Origin of the sequence: Synechococcus sp. MEDNS5, assembly GCF_014279875.1 — a bacterium.
Classification (GTDB): domain Bacteria; phylum Cyanobacteriota; class Cyanobacteriia; order PCC-6307; family Cyanobiaceae; genus Synechococcus_C.
Genome location: NZ_CP047952.1, coordinates 769160 through 784136, shown reverse-complemented (window position 1 = coordinate 784136; position 14977 = coordinate 769160). Strand labels below are relative to the sequence as shown.

The window sequence follows — 14977 nt, the reverse complement described above, 5'->3', positions numbered from 1 at the left end:
TCATCAATGCCGAGGGTCTGGAGGAGTCAACACATCTCGACGGTCAGCCCAAGCGCTGCAAAGCGAGCCGGGCTGCGCCAAGACGACCGGCTCCATTTCCCAGGGCACAGGCTTCGATGCAAAGACCTTCCCTCGAAACGGCCTGGACCCGCTGAGCCACCTCCTGGCGAACGGCTGGAAGAAAATGAGCACTGGCTCCGGCCAGGCCTCCACCCACCAACACGAGTTGTGGTGTGAACACGTACACCAGCGACGTGATCCCGATCCCCAGCAAGCGGCCGTATTCACGCCAGATCGCCAGAGCCTCGGCATCACCGAGAGCAGCAGCTTCAGCAAGAACGGCGGGATCCTCAGCGCTGAGACGCCCCAGGCCGCTGATGCTGGCGAATTGTTCGAGCGATCCTTGATTGCCGCTGTTGCAGTTAGGGCCTTCTGGGTCGAGGGTGATGAGACCAGGCTCTGCAGCGGCACCGTTGTGGCCAGTGAACAGCGCGCCTCCAAGCATCACCCCACCGCCAACGCCAGTGCCCAGGGTGAGGAGCACCACATCCTGAAACCCCCGGGCAGCCCCCTTCCAGGCCTCTCCCACCAGAGCGCAGTTGCCATCGTTGGCCAGGGTGACCTTGCGCTTGAGGCGTGGCTCCAGCCATCCGGCCAGGGGAACCTCCTCCCATCCGGGCAGATTGATACACACCCTCGCCACCCGGGCCGCTGCATCCATCGGTCCGGGAAGCCCAATCCCCACCAGTTCAGCCTTCCTCTCCGGATCGAGCATGTCGATCGCCTCCACCAGCTCCATGCACACGGATCCCGGTGTTGCCGGTTGAGGCGTGGGTCGCTGGAGATCAGCCAGCAAGGCGCCATCCGCGCTGAACAGGCCGAGCTTGAGGGCGGTTCCGCCGATATCAACCCCCAGAACACAGGGCTCAGCCATGACTCAGAAGCGCAGAAAAACCTGAAGCTGAGACTGCCACGTGCCCTGGGTGTCCACGGAGGCGGACACGCTCGTTCTGGAGTTGAGCTGGTAAGTCAGTGTTCCTTGGCTGGGAATGTCGTTGCGGTCAGGGGCAGCCAAAACTGAGAAATCGAAGCGATCAGTGAGCGCCACGCCCACATCGGTGACCAGAGCCAGCTGGGGAGGAACCTGTCCGGAGGTGCGCTCCTGGTTGTTCTGCACAGTCGGTGTCACATAGGTGGGATAGAGGGCGAACTGCAGCCTTTGATTGAAGGCATCCGTCAAGGTGCCGAGCACTGGAGAGAGCAGCGACTGGCCGAGAACTGCCGCCAAAGCCGCACCGGCATCGGCGCCGGAAAGGCCGGCCAGGGAGTTGCCACCGATCAGACCCAGCAACTGCGCCTGGGGCAGCGGCGGAGAACTGCGCAGCTTGATGGCATCAGCCAAACGGTCAGCAGGCCCAGCGGCAGTGAGCATCACCTTGATCAAACGCAACTGGCCACCACCGCCGAGAGTTCCAAGGCCATTGGTATCGAACACTGAGCTGGAGACTGCGTTGCTGCCTGTCCCCAGGTTCACGCTGTCGGAGACCCTGCTGGTCATGGCCACATCCACATAGGGAATCAGACCGAGGGAAGGTGTAAACACCGCCACATTGGGAGCGCGACGATCAAGGTTGAACGTCGTCGTGAACATCGACACGCGCCCGGTGAGCAGCTGCACCACACCACGCAGCTGCAGGCTTGGGTCCAGGGCACCGTTCAGGGTCAGCAGCCCCGCCGTAGTGAAGTTGGCGAGGGGCTGCACCTCAACTTTGAGTTTGGGACCCAGCCTGAGTCGCAGATCGTTGAACCCGAGAAAGGGAAGATTCGGCAGCGAGGCCTTCAGCGAACGGCTGCTATCCGCCTCGATATTTGGGCCCAGCAACACCAGAGGATCCTCAAAGTTCCATTTCTGCTCGAGCAGGGCATCCGCAGACACAATCTGCGCATCACCGCCTTTGACGGAAGCCGTGGGCAGAAGCTTGGACTCCGCCCTGCTCTTGGGACGCACCAACATCGAGCGTGTTGGCCGGATCGCGCCATCGCTGATCTCCAGACTGCCGCCGACATCAGGCTTCACCAGGGCCCCAGTGATCGTGAGATCGGCACCCACCTGAACGTCTGCAATCGGCAGCTTGATCCGAGCCTTCTCCAACTGCAGTCGCAGCGGCTTGGCTTCAGGGGCAGGGCGGAGCAGAGCCAGGGCGCCACTGCCTTTGAGCTGACCGCTTGATCCGACGCGACCTTTCAGGGACTGAACCTCCAGCCGGTCAAAATCGAAAACGACTGACCCGTTGACCTGGGACAACTTTTGGTCCTGAGCCTTGAACGAGGCATTTTTCAGCACCACGTAGCCATTGGCTTCAGGCGCCGACACCGGTCCGCTCAGCAGGAGCCGCAGGTCTGCATCTCCCTTGGTCCAAGACACCAGCCCCCCGGTGAAACCGGTCAGGAAACGCAGTCCGTCACCCAGGCTGACCACCCTCACATCGAGAGGTTGATCAGGGCCCAGCGGAATGCGGCCGGTGACAGTGACAGGCTCGGCCGCCTGCTCCGCTTTGAGCGCCAGGTCAAGCGAAACCTCTCCGTTTTCAAAGAGCACCTGCCCACGCTCCAGAGCGATCGGCTTGTCACCAACCCGCGCATCCTCCAGCTTGAGATCGGTGCTGAGCTCGGGTGATGCACCGTCCAGCTTGTAGCGGCCCGTGAGCCCAACAGCCCCTTGAAGAGCTGGCGGGACAGGAGCCACGAGGGCTAGCAGGCTGAAAGGGAGATGTTCCAATGAGAAACTCCCTTCCCCGCCCTGGATCGGTCCTTCGATCCTGGCGATGAAGGGTTTGATCTGCAGGGCGTAGTCCTGGTCCTGTCCTTCGATCCAGAGATGGCCCCTGGCCTTGAGATCAAGATCGAGGCGACTCAGCCTGGGACCTTTCACATCGATCACCGCATCCACCTGCCCTCTCAGATCCTTGAGATGAAGCGGATCGCGATCACGGCTCGTTTTGGTCGCGTTCAGCAGGGCCTCCCTGGCGTCGCGAAGGGCCTGCAGCTGACCGTCAAGCGTTCCCCCAAAGGTGTTCACCAACAGGGTGCCCAGATCCGTGGCCGTCCCCATGGAGGCCGGCAGCTCTTCGTTGAGCTGAGGCAGGCTGAGCGCGCTGTTGGTCAACCAGCGGGCACTGAGTCCTCGTGCTTCCACATGGGCATCCAAGGCACCATTTAGTCGACCTGTGGCATCGAGCGTGATCTGGCCCGTATCCGGTGGAAGGAGCTCACCGGTTATGGAATAGCGACGATCCTTGTAGCGACCACTCAGCAGAATCTGACGCAGTTGGAGACCCATCAGCCATTGGCGATGGAGGCTGAGATCAGCCTCCATCGCCAATGGCTGCAGTCCCAATGTCCCCTCTCCACTCAGCCGGCCATAGAGCCCCTCCCAGCGCTGCTTCGGAGGCAAGGCCAGCTCCACTCCATCGATCGAGAGTCCCTTCGCCATCCAGCGGTACGCCGCTGGTGTTCCGGTCATCTCCATGCGCCCGCCACGCCGGGTCAGAAGCACCCGATTCGGGAGCCAGTTCGCACCAAGCCTGGCTTCAAGTTCCCCCTGCACCACCGCGCCAACGGACGCCATGGTCAGGACACCACCCCCTCCGGCCAGCCCTGCGAAGCGTCCATTCCAGTTCTCGACCAGGCGAATCGTTCCGGCACGGGGTTCATTGACAGCAATGTTGAGATCGGGTCGAAGCGCCTGAAGCGGACCACGCACCTGTCCGGATGCGCTGATCGATCCATCCATTGGGGTGCCAAGCAGCGGACCGATGCGCTTCAGCGGATAGCGATCCAACCTCAGATCAGCTTGCAGATCGCCGATTTCCAGGCCCTCTGCGCCAAGTGCGAGCGGAAGACGGGCCTGGGCTTGAAGGTCAGGACTGCGGAAGTTCTCGACCCGCAGAAGACCGGTTTCGCTGCTCCAGCCAGCCTTCAGTGACCAGGCCTCGAGGAGAGGATTGCTGGCCTGAGCGAGATCGAGACTGATAACGGGTTTTGCCGTCTCTCCTCGAAGCTTCAACAGCCCCTGGAGAGGAACCTTCGCCCCCAGGAACTCAGGCACCAGCGGCAGTCTCTTCCAGGCCGGGCCCGCGAGAGTGAGCTGTTTGCTGGTCACATCAAGCTGAGGATGCAGCATCCCCCGCGCCTGCAACGCCACACCCGGCGCTTGCAGATCTAGACGATCGAGCTGGGCCGTCCAGGCCTTGTTATTACGCCAATCAGCTCCCAGCTGAACAGCCAACTGCAGAGGCCCATCCAGAGCCACCGTTTCGGGCAGAGCCCAGCGGCCCTTAAGTTGAAATTTCGGCCGATACCAATCGCCCCGCAAACGGAAGGCCACGCGCCTGTCCTGCCCGAGCTCCCGGAGGCCACCACGAAGATCGAAGGCGCGATTCAGGCGCACCTGACCGCCAAGATCGGCTCGATAGTTTCCATAGGCCCACTCACTGGTGGGGATCGACAGAGCGTTGCCACGGCAGCTGATCTTCAGTTGCTTCGAGCGCAGGGTTTGGTCGAGAGGTTCACCGCTCACCTCAACGCCAACCAGGGAAATCCCCCCGCTGCAATTCGCCTGTCCCTGCCTCCAGCCCAGACGCAGATCTCCGCCCAGCTGACCCCGCAGTTGCACGGGGAGTTTGGCTGGCAAAAGCCCCTGATAACGCTCCAAACGGATCCGTTCCAGGCGAGTGCTCAGCTGCAGTTCCGGTCGAACCCAACGCCCCCGGCCCTGGAGGGTGATCCGTCCACGATCCGGCAGTGCCACCTGCAGGGATACGTCAGCTCGATTCTCATCGAGGCGAACCGATGTCCGTCCCGCTGCACGGAGCGCTAATCCAGCCGGTGCGATTTGCAGTCGCGCCGAATCCGTCAGCCGAACATCCAGATCCAGGCGAGGCGGCTTGCCTCCCTTGGGCTGAGGACCGAGCACCCAGTACGCCCCTTGAGGATTGCGACGCAGGTCGAGCTGGGCTCCCTTGACGCCCACAGTCACCACCGGCCGAAGCCGCTGCAGACTGGCCAGGGGGTTCACTCCAATCGTCAGCTGCTGCACCGATGCAGTGGACTGATCACGGCGACCACGCTGCACCTTGATGGGGCCGACCGTGATCCCACGCAGGCTCAACCCCTGATAGGTGCCGATGCTCACAGGGTGTCCCAGGGGCTTGCCCACCTGCTCTTCGAGGCCAGGGCGCAGTCGATCGAACACAGTCGAAACGATGCGATCTGCAGCAATCCAGACAACGAAACCGCCGATCAGAGCTATGCCGAGCCTCTTGACGATCCCGTTGTTGGTTCGTCCCCCGGGACCGCTTCCGAGCATCAATCTCCGTCAATTGGCTGGAAGCCGACGCAATATAAGGAGCACATCGTTGAGACACCACCCCATGCCCTTACCGGAGTTGCTTGAAAACTCGAGCGGCTGGCTGGCCTGGGGCGGAGCAGCGCTGTCGGCACTCACGATCGTGGCCTTCATCGCCGGCTGGGGGGTGCGGTTCCGTCTGGTGGGGGTCAGCAGTTTCACCCTGCTGCTGTCGGCGAGCTGCTGGGCCTTTTCCGTGAGCTACACCCCCACGGTGAAGGTGGATGGCGCCCTTCGCGTCCCGGTTGTTTTCGACAACGGCGACGATCTGGTGGTGGCGCAGGCAAGCGTTGATTTCCCACCTGAGGCGGTGGCACCCACCCTCGAACAGCTTGCGCTCAATGTGCGGCCCGGAGGTCGCAGCAGCGCTGTGGTGTCGGTACGGCTGCGTCAATTGCAACCGGCTGGCGATGGAGCCTCAAGGCCCATCATCCTCGGGGAACTCGAGCGGAGCTTCGAGCCCGGATGAACGCCGCCGATCCACTCAGGGAGCTCCCCCAGGGACTACGTGATGAACAGGCTCAGCTCTTGGCTTCAGGATTCAACACCTGGGGGGACGTGCAAAACCTCACCGACCCCCAGATCAGTCGCCTGGCCGCCTCAGGCAGGGCCTCAGCCCGAAACCTCCGCCGCCTGAAAGGCATGGCAGATCTAGGGTGCTGCCTCGACCTAGCCCCAGCCGATGCAGCCCTCCTGATGCATGCGGGCCTGGCCACAGTCGCAGCCGTGGCGGGTTCATCACCCCCCGAGCTGGTCACTCGGACTGGGCGTTTGGAACGGCAACTGCGCAGTGGCCGCCCGCCGGTGGTTGACCTGGCTTTGGCAAAGACCTGGATCCTGAAAGCCAAGGAGAGGCAAAACACGAACTGACCGCTTCGGCGAGCAACAGGTGGTCTCACCCGTTTCAAATGAGGGTCGAACAAGGACGGAGGTCCTGTGCACTCCCTCCAAACTCTGGCTCGACTGAGCGCTGCCTCCATGGCTGCTGCTCTACTTGTGCCCTCTCCGAGCTCGGCGCAATCCACCCTTCTTGAGAGCGTCAAACGCAATCCGAAAGAAGCCAAGGCCCTGTGCCGACAGTTCAAAGCTCTCAACGCCAAAGGCAAATCGGCCCTGTCAGGCAAGTCCATCGGCAGGCTCGCCGACCAGCGCAACCTCAGCACCACCGATGCCGAGATCCTGGCTACCTATGTGATCGGCCTCCACTGCCCGGATGTTCGCTGATCACAATCTGATCACTGGCGACGGGGTAGCGCTTGCCTCCAGACTCTGGCGACCCGATGAACCCGGACCATGGCCATGCCTGCTGATGCGTCAGCCGTATGGCAAAGCGATCGCCTCGACGGTCACCCTGCCTCACCCTGAGTGGTGGTGTCGCCATGGCTTCATGGTGCTGGTTCAGGACGTGCGCGGGCAGGGAGACTCCGATGGGGTGTTCGAAGGATTCAGCCAGGAAGCTCGCGATACGGCCACAACCCTGGAATGGATTCGGAACCACCCCGACTGCAATGGTCGCATCGGTCTCTACGGCTTTTCCTATCAGGGCCTGACCCAGCTGCTGGCCCCGGAAGACAGCCTGCCTCCCGATTGCATGGCACCGGCGATGTGCGGGCTCGATGAGCAGACCCATTGGAGCTGCGAGGGAGGCGCTCACTGGTGGCATCTCGGCCTGGGCTGGGGTCTGCAGCTGGCGGCACTGCAGGCCAGGAGACGGGGGGATCAGAGCGCCTGGGGGGAAATCCGTGAAAGCCTCGAGAGCGGTCGTTACCTGCGCGATGGCCCTGATCTGCTCGAACGCCATGATCCCAATGGCATGGCCCTGCGCTGGTTGAAGCTGCCTGCAGACCAAGCCGATGGTTGGAAACACCATCACAGCCCACGCTCCTGGTTGCGTCGCCCTCTCCTGCTGCTGGGCGGATGGTGGGATCCCCACCTCCGCGGCGTACTTGATCTGGCCGAAAGGTCCCGGGCCGCCGGCGGCAGTCCTGAACTGCACATCGGCCCAGCCACCCACCTGCAGTGGTGGCCTCAAAGCAGTGCGCTGCTGCTGAATTTCTTTCGGCGTCATCTGCAAGACCTCGCGGCAGCAGACGATGCTGAGCTCCTGAGACTCTGGGACCAGGGGAGTGATCAGTGGGTTGACCTGCCCTGGATGGTGGCGGGTAACCCAACACCAGACGCGATCGGCTGGCACCTCGCCAGTGATGGCCTGGCCTGCCTGGACCCTGACGATGGCCGTCTTCTTAAGTTGTCGGAAGGTTCCGGTGGAACCGTCACGGTTGTGCATGACCCCTGGCGTCCGGTCCCGGCCGTTGGAGGTCACCTGAGTCCTTCAGCCGGGCCTTGCGACCGCAGCTCCATCGACCAGCGCAGTGATGTTGCGCTCTTCACCAGCGCTCCACTGCAAGAGTCAATGGTGCTACGTGGCCGTCCGGTTCTGAGCTGTGAGGCCTCGGCGGACCAACCCGGATTCGACCTCAGCGTGACCCTCTCCAGACTCCCCGCTGGGTCGACAACCACCCAGCAACTTTCGACGGGTCTTCTGAGAGTTCTTGGAGACCGTGCACGGCAGAGCGAGGAACGCTGCGTTGAATTGCAACCGATGCTCGCCAGCTTTCAAGCAGGCGACCGAGTAAGACTCTCCATTGCAGGTGCAGCGTGGCCAGCGGTTGGCGTTAATCCAGGCACGCTGGATCATCTCTGCGGAGCACCTCACTTTCGGTGCCAGGTGATCAGCATCGCGTTGCAATTGAAGTCAGCTCGGCTGCAGATGGAGTCTTTTCTGATGCTCCACAACGATGGAACTCCGGCAGACTGACCGCGATTGTTCGGACGATTGTCGTGAAGCTCACCTCCTGTCTTCTGGCTGCAGCCCTGGCCACCAGCACGGTTGAGCTGATCCCTGCATCCTCCGCTCGCGCTGAGACGCTGCTCAGCCAGGCCACCGAGGCCCCCCGCACAGGACTCAGCCCCCGCCAGGCCACCGAAGCCGCCGCGGCTCTGCTTCAGGCCATCAAAACCAAGAATGCCGCAGGGATTTATTCCCTCCTGTCCTCTCCGCTTCAGGCCGCAACAACTGCAGAGGCCGTGGCCAAGCGTCTGGAATCCGCTCCAGGGATCGAAACATTCCGTGTGGTGGCCGTCAATCCCGGCATGGACGACACCACGGTGGACACGGTGGCGATCACCAACGGTGGAACTCGGGAGGTTCCCCTGATGCTGGTGCTCGACGACGACGGCAAACTGCTTGCCTGGAAATGGGTCGGCACGATGCGTCCGATCGAGCAGACGGCACTCAATTTTGTGAAGGATCTGGATGCAGGCCGTTGGGTGGCTGCCCGCTACTACCTCGATCTCGATTTTCAGAGGGAGATTTCGCCGGCCGATCTGCAACGCAAATGGACCAAGCTTGAAGGGCTGCTCGGCGGTGTGAAACGCATCAAGAGCGCACTGGTGGCCAGCCAGGGTGGTGAGCAGCAGCTCGTTCTGGTCACCATCCAATTCGGCAAGGTCACCGACAACCTGTTCGTGATTTTCAACCGGCAGGGGCGGATCATCAACGTGGATTTCTCCGCGGATCTGGTCTGATCCCCAGCTCCATCAGCTCGGTGCGCCTCATGTTGGGAATTTCGGCTTAAGCTCCCGGCCAACGCGGCGTCCGAAGGCATGACCAACACTGTTCTCGAGTGGATGGTTGAAGACGCACAACGGTTGGTCGAGTGCCGTCACGACCATCCGTTTGCGGTCCTCGGACCCCAGCCTCAGGACGATGGGACCTGGGTTCTGCGTGTGTGGATGCCTGAGGCAGAGAATGTCACCTTGCTTCTGGGAAACCAGGAGATGGGGATGACGACTCCTCACCACCCCTGGATTTTCGAAGCCTCCGTCGCCCATGACCCAGGTTGCGGGTATCGATTACGCGTGCACCGCGGAGGCATCACCCACGAACAGCACGACCCCTGGGCGTTCCGACAGGAGTGGATGGGGGAGATGGATCGCCATCTCTTCGCAGAAGGCAACCATCACCACATCTGGCGTCGGATGGGTGCCCATCACTGTGAGCGGCAAGGGATCCAGGGCGTGATGTTCTGCCTGTGGGCACCGCATGCGCGCAGTGTGAGTGTGATCGGCGACCTGAACTCCTGGGATGGCCGCCATCACCCCATGCAACAGCGTCTGGGGGGAATTTGGGAGTTGTTCATTCCCGAACTTGGCGAAGGCAACCTCTATAAATACGAAATCCGCACCCAGGACGGCCACTGCTATCAGAAGGCCGATCCCTATGGGTTCCAGCATGAGGTGCGTCCAGACACCAGCTCGGTGGTGAACCACCTGGATGGCTTCCACTGGACCGACAGTGCATGGATCCAGAAGCGCGACAGCAGCAACCCCCTCGATCAACCGATCGCGGTGTATGAGATGCACCTTGGCAGTTGGATCCACGCTGCCGCCGATGAGCCGTTCATCGAAGCCGACGGCACGCCCCGTGCTCCAGTTCCAGCGGCCGACCTCAAGCCGGGAGCCAGGCTTCTCACCTATCCAGAACTGGCCGACCGCTTGATCCCCTATGTGAAGGAGCGGGGCTTCACCCACATCGAACTGATGCCGATCACCGAGCATCCTTTTGACGGCTCCTGGGGTTATCAGGTCACCGGCTGGTATGCGCCGACAAGCCGCTACGGCACACCCGATGAATTCCGGGCATTCGTGGATCGCTGCCATGCGGAAGGCATTGGCGTGATCATCGATTGGGTACCAGGCCACTTCCCCAAAGACAGACACGGCCTCGCCTTCTTCGATGGCTGCCATCTCTATGAGCATGCCGATCCAAGAATTGGCGAGCACAAGGAATGGGGGACGCTGATCTTCAACTACAGCCGCAATGAGGTTCGCAACTTCCTCGTTGCCAACCTGGTGTTCTGGTTTGACCAGTTCCATATCGATGGCATCCGGGTGGACGCTGTTGCATCGATGCTTTACCGCGACTATCTGCGCCCGGATGGCGAATGGCTTCCCAACGAACACGGCGGCAGGGAAAACACTGAGGCTGTGCAGTTCCTCCAGCAGGCCAATCACGTGCTCTTCCAGCACTTTCCAGGTGCCCTCTCAATTGCGGAGGAATCCACCACCTGGCCGATGGTGACCCAGCCCACGGACATTGGTGGCCTTGGCTTCAACCTGAAGTGGAACATGGGCTGGATGCACGACATGCTCGATTATTTCGAGCTTGATCCCTGGTTCCGCCAGTTTCACCAGAACAACATCACATTTTCCATCTGGTACACCTACACGGAAAATTTCATGCTTGCCCTCAGCCACGACGAGGTGGTGCATGGCAAGAGCAATCTGTTGCACAAAATGCCAGGGGATGACTGGCAGAAGTACGCCAACACCAGGGCATTACTGGCCTACATGTGGACGCACCCAGGCAAGAAAACCATCTTCATGGGGATGGAGTTCGGCCAAAGAGCTGAATGGAACGTGTGGGGGGATCTGCAATGGGATCTCCTCAATTACGAGCCCCATCAAGGTGTTCAGCGCATGGTCGATGACCTCAATACGCTCTACAAAGCCGAACCCGCCCTCTGGCGTGATGACTTTGATCAGTTTGGGTTCCAGTGGATTGACTGCAACGACAACCGCCACTCAGTGATCAGCTTCATGCGTCGGGAAAGCACAAGCGGTACCTGGCTCGTTGTTGTGGCCAACTTCACGCCTCAAAGTCATTCTCACTACCGAGTCGGTGTTCCCCTGGCTGGGTTCTACGAAGAGATCTTCAACACCGATGCCAGCAAATACGGTGGCAGCAACCTGGGCAACATGGGCGGAAAGCCCACTGAAGAGTGGGGGATCCACGGCTACGAGAACTCTCTCGACCTTTGCCTGCCTCCCTTGAGCCTTATGGTGTTCAAACACGATCCCAAAAGGAGCCTGAATCCGGTTCAAGATTGACCGACCCTCTCGGTTAGAGAAATTTCTCCGCATATGACGAAGGCCCCGGGATGGAAGCATTCCGGGGCTTTTTGCATGCATCACTCAGGTAAGTTTCCGGCTACGTCGAAAGAGCTTGATGAGCGACTCACTGCCCTTGTTACTGCGCGCAGCCCGCGGTGAGGCGGTGGAGCGTCCTCCGGTGTGGATGATGCGTCAGGCCGGCCGCTACATGAAGATCTACAGAGATCTGCGCGATAGGTACCCGAGCTTCCGAGAACGGTCGGAGAACCCTGATCTCTCCTACGAGATCTCCATGCAGCCCTTCAACGCCTTCAAGCCCGACGGCGTGATCCTGTTCTCCGACATCCTCACGCCCCTGCCGGGCATGGGTATTGACTTCGACATCATCGAAAGTAAAGGGCCCCAGATCGGTGACCCGATCCGCACCCTTCAGCAGGTGGAAGCTCTCCGCCCCCTCAATCCCAGCGAATCGATGCCCTTTGTGGGTGAGGTTCTCAAACGCTTGCGGGACAGCGTGGGCAACCAGGCGGCTGTGCTGGGATTCGTCGGCGCTCCCTGGACCCTGGCCGCCTACGTGGTGGAAGGCAAGAGCAGCAAGAACTACGCCGTGATCAAGGCCATGGCCTTTCAGGAACCGGCCCTGCTGCACAAGCTGCTCGATCACTTCGCAGAATCCATTGCCCAATACCTGCGCTACCAAATCGATTCCGGCGCCCAGGTGGTGCAGATGTTCGATTCCTGGGCCGGCCAGCTCAGCCCCGCGGATTACGACACCTTCGCAGCTCCTTATCAGAAAAAGGTGGTGGATCTGGTCAAGCAGACCCATCCCGACACACCCTTCATCCTCTACATCTCTGGAAGTGCAGGGGTGCTCGAGCGCATGGCCACCACCGGGGTGGACATCATCTCCCTCGATTGGACCGTGGATATGGCTGAAGCCTTGGCCCGGCTTCCCGAGCACATCGGTGTGCAAGGCAACGTGGATCCCGGCCTGCTCTTTGGAACGCCGGAAGCGATCGAAGCCAGAATCGACGATTGTGTGCGCAAGGCCAGGGGCCGCAAACATATTCTCAATCTCGGTCACGGAATCCTTCCCGGGACCCCTGAAGAAAATGGCGCATCCTTCTTTCGCTCCGGCAAGAGCGTGATGGACCGAATCGGCACCCTCGCCTGAGCACGATCGAATGCCTGCTCGCATCCTGATCACCGGCGCCAGCGGCTGCGTCGGTCAGTACACCGCCGCCTGGCTGCTGCAGAACAGCGATGCGGATCTTCTCCTCTGGTTGCGTGACCCCTCCAAACTCACCGCGATCCAAGCCAACAACCCAAGGGTGAGGCTGCTGGTTGGGGATCTGCGTGAAACCGACCGATTCGCCAGCGATCTGGGCACAGTCACCCGGGTGATTCATACCGCCACGGCCTGGGGGGACCCCGAGAGAGCACAGCAAGTGAATGTGGTGGCGGTGAAACGGTTGCTGGCGCTGCTCAACCCGAATCTGATCGAGCAGATCACCTATTTCTCCACGGCAAGCATTCTTGATCGCCACTTGCAGCCGCTCCCCGAAGCCCTTGCTTACGGCACGGAATACATCCAAACCAAAGCCCAGTGCCTGAGTGAGCTGGAGCAGCATCCGCTCGCCGAGAAGATCGTGGCGGTGTTTCCAACCCTGGTGTTCGGCGGACGCGTCGACGGCACCAGCCCTTTTCCGACGAGCTATCTCACAGAAGGGTTGGCGGAAGCCAGCAAGTGGCTATGGCTGGCACGGTTTCTACGGGCCGACGCCAGTTTCCATTTCATCCATGCAGCGGACATTGCTGCCATCTGTGGCCATCTGGCGACCAACCCTCATCAGCGCAATCCAGAGCCAGGCCAGGGACCTGTTCGACGCATCGTGATGGGACAGCCAGTGATCAGCGTGAATGAAGCCGTCGCCACCCTTTGCCGTTGGCGTGGAGTGGCCCGTACACCCGGGGTGCCGCTTTGGCCTTGGTTGATTGAAACCCTGATCAAAATCCTCCCCATCGAGGTGAACGCCTGGGACCGGTTCTCCATCAAACAGCGCCACTTCATCCACAACCCGGTGACCCAACCCGAGCGCTTCGGCGGTACCAGTCATGCTGCAGATCTTGAAGCTGTGCTTCAAGATTCAGGCCTACCCCGCCGGGGTGGAGTCTAAAAACGCTTAAGATCGCCGAAGTGTTCCTGACATCATGCTTAAGAGCCTGAAGTCCATCGTTTCAGCAGCCATCGCATTCCTCGTGGTCTGCTCCATCGGCGTGGCATCCGCCAATGCTTCCACTGTTGAAGTGAAGCTCGGCACTGATGCCGGGATGCTGGCTTTCGAGCCCAGCACCGTCACCATCAAAGCTGGCGACACCGTCAAGTTCGTGAACAACAAGCTGGCTCCTCACAACGCTGTGTTCGATGGTCATGATGAACTCAGCCACAGCGACCTCGCCTTCGCACCCGGAGAGTCCTGGGAGGAAACCTTCTCCGAGGCCGGCACCTACGACTATTACTGCGAGCCCCATCGTGGTGCTGGCATGGTCGGCAAAGTGATCGTTGAATGATCCCAATCTTCTGGATCGGTTGACGATTTTTTGAAAGCAACACAACAAGTCCTCGGAGAATGACACCTTTCTTCCGGGGGCTTTTTTTATTTCCAGGTCTGGATAGGGTTCAAGCAGAGATCCTCAGCGTTTGATGCTGAACCCCATGTCCTTGCTGGCCTTGCTTCTCAGCATTGGCTTGAGCCTGATGGGCGCACTCCCTGCCAGTGCTCTGAGCAGTCCAGATCCAGAGCATGGCGCCCAGCTGTTCTCTGCCAACTGCGCGGCATGCCATATGGGTGGTGGCAATGTCATCAGCGCAAGCCGCACCCTGAGCCAGACTGACCTGCAAGCCCATCTGGAGTCCTACGGCATGGACCCGCTGGAGGCAATCGAACATCAGATCGAGAACGGCAAGAACGCCATGCCTGCCTACGAAGGCAAGCTCAGTGACAAGGACATCGAGGATGTCGCTGCTTACGTGGAGATCCAGGCCGAACAGGGCTGGTCTCGATGAGCCGGGAGGGATTCAGTGATTTCGTAAGAGCGCTTGAACGCAGCCCTGGCTTGAGACGAGAGCTTCAAAACCTTGCCACGCTTGATGCGGTCATCGAACTGGCAAGACAAACGGGCTTTCCAGTTTCGGCCGAGGATTTCAAGGCCGATGCGCATTGCTCCAAGATCGCAAGCTGGTTTAACGACAGCAGGATCTGAGCGATCAGGCCCCCTGACGGCAAGCCTCAAGAACCGCCAGATACAAGTCTTCGTCAACCTCACGGATGTCGTACTCCGTTGGCATCGCCTCGTGATGATGTTCATGAACAACGGTCCAGCACATCCGCTCTGGATCCGTAAGAGTTTGGCCGTAAACCTCCCGCACCCTGGCCACAAGACGCGTCACAAGAGCTGGATCGACAGCCTTGGGCTGCTGCATCATGAGTGGAACAATTCGGTGGACCCTACCGATTTCCATCGGTTAACCGTCGCCTGTCGTGGAGACCGAACGACAGGGAGCGGTTCTCCAGGACTCTGATCCGAAGATCACCCATACGGTTGGTGCAGACG

At 60.6% G+C, this 14977-nt stretch carries 14 protein-coding genes; 11 read left to right on the top strand and 3 right to left on the bottom strand.

Translation table 11 applies throughout. From position 1 onward, the window contains the following. Positions 1-43 precede the first annotated feature (43 nt). Positions 44-934 carry an ROK family protein gene (locus SynMEDNS5_RS03875; RefSeq protein WP_186584730.1) on the bottom strand — a complete coding sequence of 297 codons (891 nt, stop codon included), beginning with the start codon at positions 932-934 and terminating at the stop codon, positions 44-46. A 3-nt stretch (positions 935-937) separates the two neighbouring features. Continuing rightward, a complete protein-coding gene (locus SynMEDNS5_RS03870) occupies positions 938-5368 on the bottom strand; it encodes a translocation/assembly module TamB domain-containing protein (RefSeq protein ID WP_186584728.1) in 4431 nt (1476 codons plus the stop codon). A gap of 64 nt (positions 5369-5432) precedes the next feature. Between SynMEDNS5_RS03870 and SynMEDNS5_RS03865 the strand changes: the two genes are divergently transcribed. From SynMEDNS5_RS03865 to SynMEDNS5_RS03815, 11 genes are all read left to right on the top strand, one after another. Continuing rightward, positions 5433-5876, top strand: a complete 444-nt coding sequence (locus SynMEDNS5_RS03865; RefSeq protein WP_186584719.1) for a Ycf51 family protein — start codon at positions 5433-5435, stop codon at positions 5874-5876. Then, positions 5873-6277, top strand: a complete 405-nt coding sequence (locus SynMEDNS5_RS03860; protein WP_186584717.1) for a DUF4332 domain-containing protein — start codon at positions 5873-5875, stop codon at positions 6275-6277. The genes SynMEDNS5_RS03865 and SynMEDNS5_RS03860 overlap by 4 nt, the downstream gene beginning before the upstream one ends. Before the next feature lie 108 nt (positions 6278-6385). Continuing rightward, complete coding sequence (locus SynMEDNS5_RS03855; RefSeq protein WP_186584715.1) at positions 6386-6631, top strand: hypothetical protein; 246 nt, start codon at positions 6386-6388, stop codon at positions 6629-6631. Next, entirely contained in the window at positions 6621-8225 is a 1605-nt protein-coding gene (locus SynMEDNS5_RS03850; RefSeq protein ID WP_186584713.1) for a CocE/NonD family hydrolase, read from the top strand. The genes SynMEDNS5_RS03855 and SynMEDNS5_RS03850 overlap by 11 nt, the downstream gene beginning before the upstream one ends. 23 nt (positions 8226-8248) lie before the next feature. Further along, a complete protein-coding gene (locus SynMEDNS5_RS03845; RefSeq protein ID WP_186584704.1) occupies positions 8249-8995 on the top strand; it encodes a DUF3887 domain-containing protein in 747 nt (248 codons plus the stop codon). A 78-nt stretch (positions 8996-9073) separates the two neighbouring features. Then, the gene (glgB, locus tag SynMEDNS5_RS03840) at positions 9074-11359 is read left to right on the top strand and encodes a 1,4-alpha-glucan branching protein GlgB (RefSeq protein WP_186584702.1); all 2286 of its coding nucleotides are present in this window, start codon (positions 9074-9076) and stop codon (positions 11357-11359) included. Between the two features lie 118 nt (positions 11360-11477). Next, positions 11478-12536, top strand: a complete 1059-nt coding sequence (gene hemE / locus SynMEDNS5_RS03835; RefSeq protein WP_186584699.1) for a uroporphyrinogen decarboxylase — start codon at positions 11478-11480, stop codon at positions 12534-12536. Positions 12537-12546: 10 nt separating this feature from the next. Beyond that, positions 12547-13539, top strand: coding sequence for an NAD(P)-dependent oxidoreductase (locus tag SynMEDNS5_RS03830; RefSeq protein WP_186584697.1), 993 nt, complete (start codon positions 12547-12549; stop codon positions 13537-13539). A 34-nt stretch (positions 13540-13573) separates the two neighbouring features. Next, positions 13574-13933 (top strand): plastocyanin, encoded by a 360-nt coding sequence (petE, locus tag SynMEDNS5_RS03825; RefSeq protein WP_186584687.1) that lies wholly within the window; start codon positions 13574-13576, stop codon positions 13931-13933. 133 nt (positions 13934-14066) lie between these two features. Next, positions 14067-14429, top strand: a complete 363-nt coding sequence (locus SynMEDNS5_RS03820; RefSeq protein ID WP_186584685.1) for a c-type cytochrome — start codon at positions 14067-14069, stop codon at positions 14427-14429. A gap of 50 nt (positions 14430-14479) precedes the next feature. Further along, positions 14480-14626 (top strand): Nif11-like leader peptide family natural product precursor, encoded by a 147-nt coding sequence (locus tag SynMEDNS5_RS03815; RefSeq protein WP_255440289.1) that lies wholly within the window; start codon positions 14480-14482, stop codon positions 14624-14626. 4 nt (positions 14627-14630) lie between these two features. Here the strand turns inward: SynMEDNS5_RS03815 and SynMEDNS5_RS03810 are convergent, their stop codons facing one another. After that, the gene (locus SynMEDNS5_RS03810; protein WP_186584673.1) at positions 14631-14846 is read right to left on the bottom strand and encodes a hypothetical protein; all 216 of its coding nucleotides are present in this window, start codon (positions 14844-14846) and stop codon (positions 14631-14633) included. Between the last annotated feature and the right edge of the window lie 131 nt (positions 14847-14977).

Coding starts and splice junctions, on each gene's coding strand:
- SynMEDNS5_RS03810 (WP_186584673.1), bottom strand. CDS start 14,846: ATGCAGCAGCCCAAGGCTGTCGATCCAGCTCTTGTGACGCGTCTTGTG.
- SynMEDNS5_RS03830 (WP_186584697.1), top strand. CDS start 12,547: ATGCCTGCTCGCATCCTGATCACCGGCGCCAGCGGCTGCGTCGGTCAG.
- petE (WP_186584687.1), top strand. CDS start 13,574: ATGCTTAAGAGCCTGAAGTCCATCGTTTCAGCAGCCATCGCATTCCTC.
- SynMEDNS5_RS03870 (WP_186584728.1), bottom strand. CDS start 5,368: ATGCTCGGAAGCGGTCCCGGGGGACGAACCAACAACGGGATCGTCAAG.
- SynMEDNS5_RS03875 (WP_186584730.1), bottom strand. CDS start 934: ATGGCTGAGCCCTGTGTTCTGGGGGTTGATATCGGCGGAACCGCCCTC.
- SynMEDNS5_RS03850 (WP_186584713.1), top strand. CDS start 6,621: ATGTTCGCTGATCACAATCTGATCACTGGCGACGGGGTAGCGCTTGCC.
- SynMEDNS5_RS03820 (WP_186584685.1), top strand. CDS start 14,067: ATGCTGAACCCCATGTCCTTGCTGGCCTTGCTTCTCAGCATTGGCTTG.
- SynMEDNS5_RS03860 (WP_186584717.1), top strand. CDS start 5,873: ATGAACGCCGCCGATCCACTCAGGGAGCTCCCCCAGGGACTACGTGAT.
- SynMEDNS5_RS03855 (WP_186584715.1), top strand. CDS start 6,386: ATGGCTGCTGCTCTACTTGTGCCCTCTCCGAGCTCGGCGCAATCCACC.
- SynMEDNS5_RS03865 (WP_186584719.1), top strand. CDS start 5,433: ATGCCCTTACCGGAGTTGCTTGAAAACTCGAGCGGCTGGCTGGCCTGG.
- glgB (WP_186584702.1), top strand. CDS start 9,074: ATGACCAACACTGTTCTCGAGTGGATGGTTGAAGACGCACAACGGTTG.
- hemE (WP_186584699.1), top strand. CDS start 11,478: ATGAGCGACTCACTGCCCTTGTTACTGCGCGCAGCCCGCGGTGAGGCG.